The sequence below is a fragment of the Psychrobacter nivimaris genome (assembly GCF_009812035.1).
GTDB lineage: Bacteria > Pseudomonadota > Gammaproteobacteria > Pseudomonadales > Moraxellaceae > Psychrobacter > Psychrobacter nivimaris.
In genome coordinates this window covers 243,777-252,506 of record NZ_VZIZ01000007.1, presented here as the reverse complement: position 1 = coordinate 252,506, position 8,730 = coordinate 243,777, and the positions used below count along the sequence as shown (strand labels likewise).

At 43.6% G+C, this 8,730-nt stretch carries 7 protein-coding genes; 4 read left to right on the top strand and 3 right to left on the bottom strand.

Going from position 1 to position 8,730, the window contains the following annotated elements; genetic code table 11:
* Nucleotides 1-354: 354 nt before the first annotated feature.
* Together FQV37_RS03705 and FQV37_RS03700 are read right to left on the bottom strand one after the other, a co-directional pair.
* Nucleotides 355-1,659: an MFS transporter gene (locus FQV37_RS03705; protein ID WP_160021341.1), complete on the bottom strand. Its 1,305-nt coding sequence runs from the start codon at nt 1,657-1,659 to the stop codon at nt 355-357.
* A 224-nt stretch (nt 1,660-1,883) separates the two neighbouring features.
* Nucleotides 1,884-3,527 carry a phospholipase D family protein gene (locus FQV37_RS03700; protein ID WP_160021340.1) on the bottom strand — a complete coding sequence of 548 codons (1,644 nt, stop codon included), beginning with the start codon at nt 3,525-3,527 and terminating at the stop codon, nt 1,884-1,886.
* A gap of 429 nt (nt 3,528-3,956) precedes the next feature.
* On the opposite strand from FQV37_RS03700, the gene FQV37_RS03695 reads away from it, so the two are divergent.
* The 4 genes from FQV37_RS03695 (at nt 3,957) to FQV37_RS03680 (ending at nt 7,907) form a co-directional block, all read left to right on the top strand.
* Nucleotides 3,957-5,249 carry an O-succinylhomoserine sulfhydrylase gene (locus FQV37_RS03695; RefSeq protein ID WP_160021339.1) on the top strand — a complete coding sequence of 431 codons (1,293 nt, stop codon included), beginning with the start codon at nt 3,957-3,959 and terminating at the stop codon, nt 5,247-5,249.
* 111 nt (nt 5,250-5,360) lie between these two features.
* Nucleotides 5,361-5,690: a YbaB/EbfC family nucleoid-associated protein gene (locus FQV37_RS03690; protein ID WP_045445429.1), complete on the top strand. Its 330-nt coding sequence runs from the start codon at nt 5,361-5,363 to the stop codon at nt 5,688-5,690.
* Between the two features lie 117 nt (nt 5,691-5,807).
* Entirely contained in the window at nt 5,808-6,401 is a 594-nt protein-coding gene (gene recR, locus FQV37_RS03685) for a recombination mediator RecR (RefSeq protein ID WP_057760773.1), read from the top strand.
* A 135-nt stretch (nt 6,402-6,536) separates the two neighbouring features.
* Nucleotides 6,537-7,907 carry a ribonuclease D gene (locus FQV37_RS03680; protein ID WP_240990934.1) on the top strand — a complete coding sequence of 457 codons (1,371 nt, stop codon included), beginning with the start codon at nt 6,537-6,539 and terminating at the stop codon, nt 7,905-7,907.
* A gap of 110 nt (nt 7,908-8,017) precedes the next feature.
* Here FQV37_RS03680 and FQV37_RS03675 read toward each other — a convergent pair whose 3' ends face one another.
* On the bottom strand, nt 8,018-8,707 hold the full coding sequence (locus tag FQV37_RS03675) for an esterase/lipase family protein (protein WP_160021338.1): 690 nt from the start codon (nt 8,705-8,707) through the stop codon (nt 8,018-8,020).
* Between the last annotated feature and the right edge of the window lie 23 nt (nt 8,708-8,730).

The following is an 8,730-nucleotide window of genomic DNA, read 5'->3' as shown; positions in this document are numbered from 1 at the left end:
TGTATCTCAGTTGGTAGATTCTTGTGTCGCAGGTTCGAGTCCTGCCATAACCGTAAGCCCTGTCATTAATTTGGCAGGGCGTTTTTTTGTGTCTAGGTTTTGAGTGAGTTGTCGTACCATATTCGTACCATGAGATAAAACAAAAAACCTGAAAGTGTTTATCTGTAAAGCCTTAACGTGATTGGTTGATACTATCGATCATAGGAGCTACTGAGAGGCGTTTGTTGGTCATATCAACCATGATTATTGAGCCTTAATATTTGTGTCTTAAATAAATGGAGAAGGTGCAATGGATGAGACATCCCATTGCACCTTAGTTTTAAGCTTTGTTCAAATCAGTGACTGATCCATTATTTATAAAATAACATGATCAATTTTTTTGAATTCGGGCAAATTATAGAAGTAAAGCCCCATAATAATACCGATAGAGCCCACAAAGGCAATATATAGCGCTGGTGAGAAGCTGATAAGCGTCGTGGCGTAACCAAGACCAAAGGGGATCAGTACACCAACGATACCGTAGGTAATATTATAACAAAAAGCGATACCTGTGAGACGTACATTGGTCGGAAATAGCTGCACTAAAATGGCAGGGACCATGCCCACGATACCGGCACAGAATCCCAAAAGTGCATACATAATCAATATATAATCGCCACCCGCCTGCAAATGATAAAAGAACGCCAACGTTTGAGCGATAAGTAGAACAGAACCAATGACCAAAATTTTACCAAAGTTCTCATGGGTCGAGATCATGCCATAAAAGACACAGCCAAGAATCATAAATACGATGCCCAAACTGTGAGAGAAGCTAAACAAATCACTGTCTAAAGTAAAGTTGATTTCTATTAAATCTGGCAGTAGTAGGACAATGACGGAGGTGATGTTAGATATCACTAGAGTCAGTACCATACTGACAAAGATAGAATGCTTGCAGCGCTTGAATAACACCGTAAATGGTCTACCCAAATTCTTACCAGTTTTTGGCTTATCTAACGCCAAGAAAAATGGGGTCTCTTTAACCAGTCGCCATACCAACAATGGTAGACAGGTTAGTAAGGCACCAACAAAAAACGGCAAACGCCAGCCATAGTCAGTCAACTGTACGGTGGTCATAAAACCAGTCAGCCACAGAAAAAACGCATTAGAGAAGAGTACCCCTACCAAAAAGCTAGCGGTAATGTAGCTACAAGCCACTGACAAATACTGCCTAGGCACATGCTCCGCCACAAACACCCAAGATAACGGTACGTAAAGACCAAATGCCATACCTTGTATGATTCTCAGCAGTATGAATAACGCAGGTGCAAGCGCGCCCCACTGCGCATAAGTAGGCAGACAGGCCATCGCAAGCAAGCTACCTGCCGTGACGATTATGCTCAGAAAAAGGGTCGGTTTTCGACCTTTGAGATCACCATAACGCCCGAACAGAATACCCCCAAGCGGACGAGCTAAGTAACCAATGACAAAAAGCCCCAGTCCTTGTAGTTTGGCGACATTGGGGTCAGTATCAACAGGAAAAAACGCAGCGGTCACGATATCTGCAATGTATAAGTAAATCAAAAAGTCAAAAAAGACGATCGCACTGATGAAGCTTACGAACATAACGGTATTTTTGTCTTTTGTAGACATCAAGGCGTATTGAGAACGAGACGGCATAATAGATCACGCTTCCACAGGGTAAAGTGGCCATTAAGACGATCATCGTTTAGATAATCGGCCATGATAAAAACCGGCAAATCAAAGTATATAAACAATGATTTGCCGAAACAGTAATTTTGTGTGTGTTGTAATAAGAACTTTGATTACAGGATCTGGCTTTTACCAGAAGCGAAACTGCACATCCTGTAATTTTAGGGACTATTTAGAAAAGAATTTACATATTACAGCAGCCAATCGATGGGTAGCCAAGACATGATAGTAAGCCAAATATGATCACCCATATCAACTCGTGGCTCTGATTCGTAAACGACCTCTTTGCCATCTTCCATGGTGTGCCACTCCAAGCTACCGTTGTCTAGCAGCTTAACTTCATAAGCTTGGTTTAGTAAATCATCACTCAGCGCCCCATGCAGCTGCCTTGCTAGTTCATCATCATTAATGATTACACCCATTTCGGTATTGATATTGGCAGAGCGTGGGTCAACGTTGTATGAACCGATAAAGACTTGATAATCATCTACTGCGAATGTTTTTGCGTGCAAACTGGTCGATGATTGACTACGTGCTCGCCACAGTTTGTTATCACGTTTTTCTTCAGCAGCGGTTGATTTAAGCTCATATATTTTGACGCCTGAACGAAGCAGGCGAGGTCGCCACTGGCTATAACCAGAATGCACGGCAGTTACATCGGTCGCATCAAATGAGTTGGTTAATATTTTGATATCAACGCCAGATTCGGCGAGCTTCACCAAAGTATCGACCCCATCTTTGGTCGGTACAAAATAAGAAGAAATAATCGTCAACTTCTTGGTTGGGCTACCGAGCAAGTTACGCAACTGATGAACCAAGTTGGTATCGGCAGGAACTGTTTTGCTTAGTTTGCCCACATCATCACTTAAGAACTGCATGTCGGTCCAACGAAAAGGCACACGCTTATTAATCAAGTCACTATCAATCGTAGAGTCTTTGATCGCAGCCTTATAAACCGTCAAGCTGCTGCCTTCGTTGTTTTCTTCATCCAGGCCGAGCTTATCTAAGGCCTTTAAAAAATCAGGTGTAACGTCATCATCAAATTTCGCTAAGGTCTCGATATCAAATGATAAAGGCGATGACCAATAGTCATAAAAGCTGTTATCAATATCTGCAACGACTTTACCGATAAGTAAGACATCCAAATCTGCAAATTGGCTGCTTTGGTCATTGCTAAGGTATTCGTTGCCAATATTACGCCCGCCGATGATAGTAATTTGCTTATCAAAGGTCATGCTTTTATTGTGCATGCGGCGATTGATACGCGGCAAACCAGTCACATAGTTCAATGTTGGAAACTTACGATGCATCAAAGGATTGATAATACGTACCGCGATATTGGGATGACTGGCAAAGCGTAATAAATGCTGGTCGAACTTGGCACTATTATTAAAATCATCTAACAATAAGCGCACGATTACGCCGCGCTCAGCCGCATCCCATAAGTCTTTTAGTAGAAGCTGACCAGCCTGATCGTTATGCCAAATATAATACTGCGCATCGATATTGCGCGTGGCCATACCCGTTAAGATACTACGGGCGGCAAACGCATTTGCCCCAGTGACGATCGGATGATAGCCTGACAAATCAGGATGAATTTCATTTTGTGCTGTGATGGCGGTCACTAGATCAGTAGAACTCGGCTCTATGGTGTTCTCTTGTTCACCGTTTGAACTATCGGGTTGTTGATACAACGCATTGACTCGCGCTGATAGCGCTTGGCTCTCAGGTAGATGTGGCTGTTTGGGTAGGCTCTGGCAAGCGCTCAGACCTAAAGTCAGCCCAAGTGTCAGACTCAACGATAAGCTGCTTGGTTCTATACTGAACATCGACATAACGAATTTACCTTGATGAGCCTAAATATACTGATAAATAAAATGCATGGATAAGTAATTTGCTGAAATTGTTCATCTATTTTTAAGGATGATAACATTGATTGGACGGTCTATAAAAATATCACCAACGCCAAAATTTAAATCGTCGCTAAGCTTAGCAGCCGTTAGCATATCTGCCTATTATAAATACGTTATTTTTGTTAGGTTTGACGATTGATTTTATCGTGATTTATTGTCGGTTAAGTCTGCATAATGACTGTCATATTGAACATCCAGTTATTTTAATAGGCAAAATTAATAATTAGAAGTTATCTGAAACCAGATGTGTGGAATAAGTCGGCATGTTATGATAACGCTGATGAATTTGCTTAATAATCAAAAAAATAAGCAGTCCTTTTATACCAACCAAAACACAGCAACGGAACGTCTATGAGTCAGTCGCAAACGAAAGATGAGAATAATTTGAACCAAAAAAACTCAAACGATGGGTTAGATCCAAACTGGCGTAACGATGCCTTAGATTTAGGATTAGATTACGGTATGCAGACGATTGCTGTGCGGGCAGGTCAACACCGTACCGACGAGGGCGAGCATTCAGAGCCGATTTTTACCACTAGCTCTTACGTTTATCGTTCAGCCGCTGATGCTGCGGCACATTTTGACGGTACAAAGACAGGAAACGTTTACTCTCGTCATACCAACCCAAGCGTCCGTACTTTTGAGCGTCGTCTCGCCGCGCTAGAAAACGGTGAACGTGCGGTTGCAACGGCCTCTGGTATGGGCGCTATTTTGACCATGTGCTTGGCATACCTAAAAGCGGGCGACCATCTGCTAGCAGCCAACCAGTTATTTGGCTCATCTATTGGTCTATTTAATAATTATATGGCCAAGTTTGGCGTTGAAGTCAGCTACGTTGATTGTTTCGACAATGAGGCATGGGCCAATGCGGTTCAACCAAATACCAAGGTGATCTATTGCGAAAGCCCAAGTAATCCATTGGCGCAGATTTGTGATATCGGTTATCTGAGTCAGCTATGTAAAGCCAATGATATATTACTCGTCGTTGATAATTGCTTTGCGACGCCAGCATTGCAGCGCCCGTTAGATTTGGGTGCGGATGTGGTTATTCACTCTGCGACCAAATATTTGGATGGTCAGGGTCGCGTATTAGGCGGTGCGTTGGTCGGTAGTGATAAACTGATGCAAGAAGCGTTTACCGTGGTGCGATCAGGCGGTATCAGCATGAGTCCATTTAATGCTTGGGTATTTACTAAAGGGCTTGAGACGCTCAAATTGCGTATGCAAGCGCATTGCCAAAATGCCAATCAAGTGGCAGAGTTTTTGGTCAATCATCCTAATGTCAGTACCGTACATTTCTCAGGCTTGAGTGACCATTCTGCGCACGAGCTTGCTACACGTCAGCATCACATGAAGGACGGTTACGGTGCTATCATGGGTTTTGAAGTCAAGGCATCTGATAGCCTTGATACCAAAGAAGCGGCGTGGCATGTGATTGATTCAACACAAATGGTCTCTATCACCAATAACTTGGGCGATGCCAAAACCACGATTACTCATCCTGCAACCACCACGCATTTCCGTCTAACTGCTGAGGCTCGTGCCGAAGCTGGCGTTAAAGACGGTCTGATTCGTCTATCGGTAGGTCTGGAAGATGTAGAAGATATTATCAAAGACTTGGCACGTGGTTTAGACAGTTTGTAAAGATAACGGTATAATCTGCACTAACGCATTGCATTAACTTTACGTTATTAATTATTCATTACTATACGCACTAGCATAAAATACAAACCATAAATAACAAAAGAGGCAACTATGAACATTCAAGCATTGATGCAACAAGCACAAACGATGCAAAAGAAAGTAGAAGCAAACGTTGAAAATGCTAAAAAAGAACTTGCTAACAAAGAAGTACAAGCGGAAGCGGGCAGTGGCCTAGTTAAAGTAACGATGACTGGTCGTCATGTAGTTAAGCGTTTGACTATTGATCCAAGTCTGCTAGAAGATGAGCCAGATATGATTGAAGATCTTATCGCTGCTGCTATCAATGATGCGGTTCGTCAAGCAGATGCACTCTACGAAGAAACGATGGCTGGCGCGACTTCAGGTATGGGTCTGCCACCAGGTATGCAAGGCATGTTTTAAGCATTAAATACTTCATACTGAAGACAAAAATGGGGTTGTTATCGACACGATACGACCCCATTTTTATAGCTACGATTTATAAATTCAGTTAGATAAAGTCAACTAAAGGAAGCTACTTTGCTTACAGCCAAATTTGATCAGCTGGTCAAACAGCTGCGTATATTGCCAGGCGTCGGTCAAAAAAGTGCCCAACGAATGGCGTTACATCTACTTAGTAAAAAACGCCCACAAGGCATGGCGCTCGCCCAAGCACTAGATGAAGCCATGCGTGATATTGTTGAATGTCAGCGTTGCCATAGCTTTAGTGATGAGGCTGTATGTCCGCTTTGCCAAGATGTTAGACGTGATGACAGTCTGCTATGCGTGGTCGAAACGGCAGCAGATGTGATGGCGATTGAACAGACAGCTGGTTACCGTGGTCGTTATTTTGTGTTGGGCGGGCATCTATCGCCAATTGATGGTGTCAGCGCCGACGACTTAAATATTGATCAGCTCGTATGGCGAGTGAAGCAAGAACCTGTCGAAGAGCTGATACTGGCAACAGGTACGACTGTCGAAGGGCAGACTACTGCGCACTTTATCAGTGAAGCTGTCAGTCGTCATGTCAATAAAGTGACGCGTTTAGCACAAGGTGTCCCGATGGGCGGTGAGCTTGAGTATCTGGATAGTATGACGCTTGGTCAAGCCATGCAAAATCGTTCTTTTTTATAACGTTTTGATTGCTTTAAAGTCTTACCCAATTCATTTCTTGGAATTGCTATAATTACTTTATTATTGTTTATTTTCTAATTCTATTAAGGCGCGGTTTAGCGTTTTATTTTCTCCTATTAATGCAGGTATCTGCCCGTGTCCAATAACGTTTCAAACGCCTCAGCTCAATCAAATGCTGCTGATATCAATGATGGCTCATTACAAGAAGCCGCTAATACTGAGCCAATGTCAGCAGCCACTTCATCTGAGTCAGCTGCTAATACTCCAGATGTTGAAGTACCTGATATTGAGGTGCTAGGTGCTGAGGTGCTAGATATTGATGCACTATTGGATATTGCTGATGACGTTGCTATTACATGGGTACGTAAGCAAAGCGATTTGGATGAGGTTATCGATGCCTTAGCGACTTGCGGACGCGTGGCCTTAGATACTGAGTTTATCAAGCGTGACACCTATTACCCGCGTTTGGCACTGGTGCAATTAAATACTGGCAATCATGTTTATCTACTGGATGCACCGCAGCTACAACTGGCTGAGCTGTGGGAAGCGCTACGCAAAGTAGATGTGGCTATCTGGCACGCTTGCGGCGAAGATTTGGGCATTTTTTATCTGCTATCTGGCTGTCCACCATTGACCAATATTTTTGATACGCAAATTGCGTTGTCTTATTTAACCGGTCAATTGCAAATGGGCTATCAGCAGGCATTAGCGGATCAGCTAGATATGCATATCGATAAAGAGCACAGTCAGTCTGATTGGCTCCAGCGCCCGTTGACAGACGAACAAGAGCAGTATGCCATCGATGATGTGCGTTATTTGCCAGCGCTATATCTCAGTATCGAACATGCGCTTAAGGCACAAGGGTTGTATGATTATGTTTGGGCTGACTGTCAGCTTTATGCCAGTGATTTGTATGACACGCAACACGTTGAAGATGAAGCGATGTATCTCACGATGGCAGATTATCGCTATAATTCGCAGCAAATGGCGATACTCAAAGGAGTGGCTACATGGCGAGAAGAGCTGGCACGTGCGACCAATCAACCGCGTACCTTTGTGATAAAGAAACAAGCAGTTCGTGAAATTGTCACTGAAAAACCAAACAGTATGCGCGAGCTGGCACATAAAACGACCATGCACCGTAGTATGCTGCGACTATATGGCGAAGAGCTGCTGAAAGTAATCAGAGATGCCAAGAGTCTACCCCCTACAGAGCATCCAGACTGTCTAGTGCCACCATATCGCTCAAAAAATAAAGTACTCTCAAAAGCAGTGCAGCAAACGATTGATGAGCATGCGCGCGAAATCGGTATACCTGCTAGCGTATTGATGCGTAAAAAATGGCTAGGACAGCTATATGAAGTCATTGCTCTTGATAAAGATCTCAGCGAATTACCACAAGGGTTAAAAGGCTGGCGCAATGGTTGGGTGATTCAAACCTTAATTCCAGTCATCAAAAAGCATAAAACCGAACTGCAGCAGGGCATGGGTATTCGTGTTCAATAAGGAATCGTTCGATAAAGCAGCGTTCGATAAGGCACCGTTTAATAAGGAAGCGTTCGATAAGACTGAAAACTGACACTCAAGTATTCATACAGCTCTTATTCATACAGCTCTTAGCGTTTAAATCGTCCATGCTCTAAAAAGTATCGAGTCTGCTCGGCGACATCTGGGTTCACTAGCATGCCAGTGTGCGAGACTGGCAAGACGATATGATCAGCTGCTGCCTCTATTTTCGTCTCCTCGATATATACTGTCCCGTCATGTGCAAGTTGCTCGTTAAGGGGTGGCTTGTCAGATTTGCGCAGTTTGCGATTATGATATTGCAAAAACAGCTGACCTAGACCATAAGGGCGGTTGCCAGCAATGACACCTAATGTCACGTGTTTGGGTAATGGTGCGACTGTGCCGTCCAGTGCGTCGACATATGAGCGACCTACGACAGCAGGAGTCAATCGCCAGATATAATCTGCACACACACTGCCTATATGCGGTGTTCCTAGAGTCACGCAACGTCCAATTTGCCATTTTGGATACTGAGCGACAAAATCACGAATGATCAAACCACCCAAACTATGCCCAACCAAATCTATAGGATGATCTGGGTGATGGTTTGTTTCTAGCCAGCTATTTAGGCGCGCGCTATTGGTTTTGATACCATCACGCATACTACGGTAGCCATACTGATGGGTATCAAATCCTGCTGCTTGCAGGCGCTTGGCTAATGGTCGCATGATCCATGGGGTTTGGTGTAGCCCGTGAATTAGAATGACGCGAGTTTTTTGTTTAGGCGCTTTATGTTGCATAGCAGTGTCCAATGGTTGCTTCA

Excerpts from the sequence above, each read along its gene's own strand:
- FQV37_RS03705 (WP_160021341.1), bottom strand. The coding sequence starts at position 1,659 with ATGCCGTCTCGTTCTCAATACGCCTTGATGTCTACAAAAGACAAAAAT.
- FQV37_RS03675 (WP_160021338.1), bottom strand. The coding sequence starts at position 8,707 with ATGCAACATAAAGCGCCTAAACAAAAAACTCGCGTCATTCTAATTCAC.
- FQV37_RS03690 (WP_045445429.1), top strand. The coding sequence starts at position 5,361 with ATGAACATTCAAGCATTGATGCAACAAGCACAAACGATGCAAAAGAAA.
- FQV37_RS03695 (WP_160021339.1), top strand. The coding sequence starts at position 3,957 with ATGAGTCAGTCGCAAACGAAAGATGAGAATAATTTGAACCAAAAAAAC.
- FQV37_RS03700 (WP_160021340.1), bottom strand. The coding sequence starts at position 3,527 with ATGTCGATGTTCAGTATAGAACCAAGCAGCTTATCGTTGAGTCTGACA.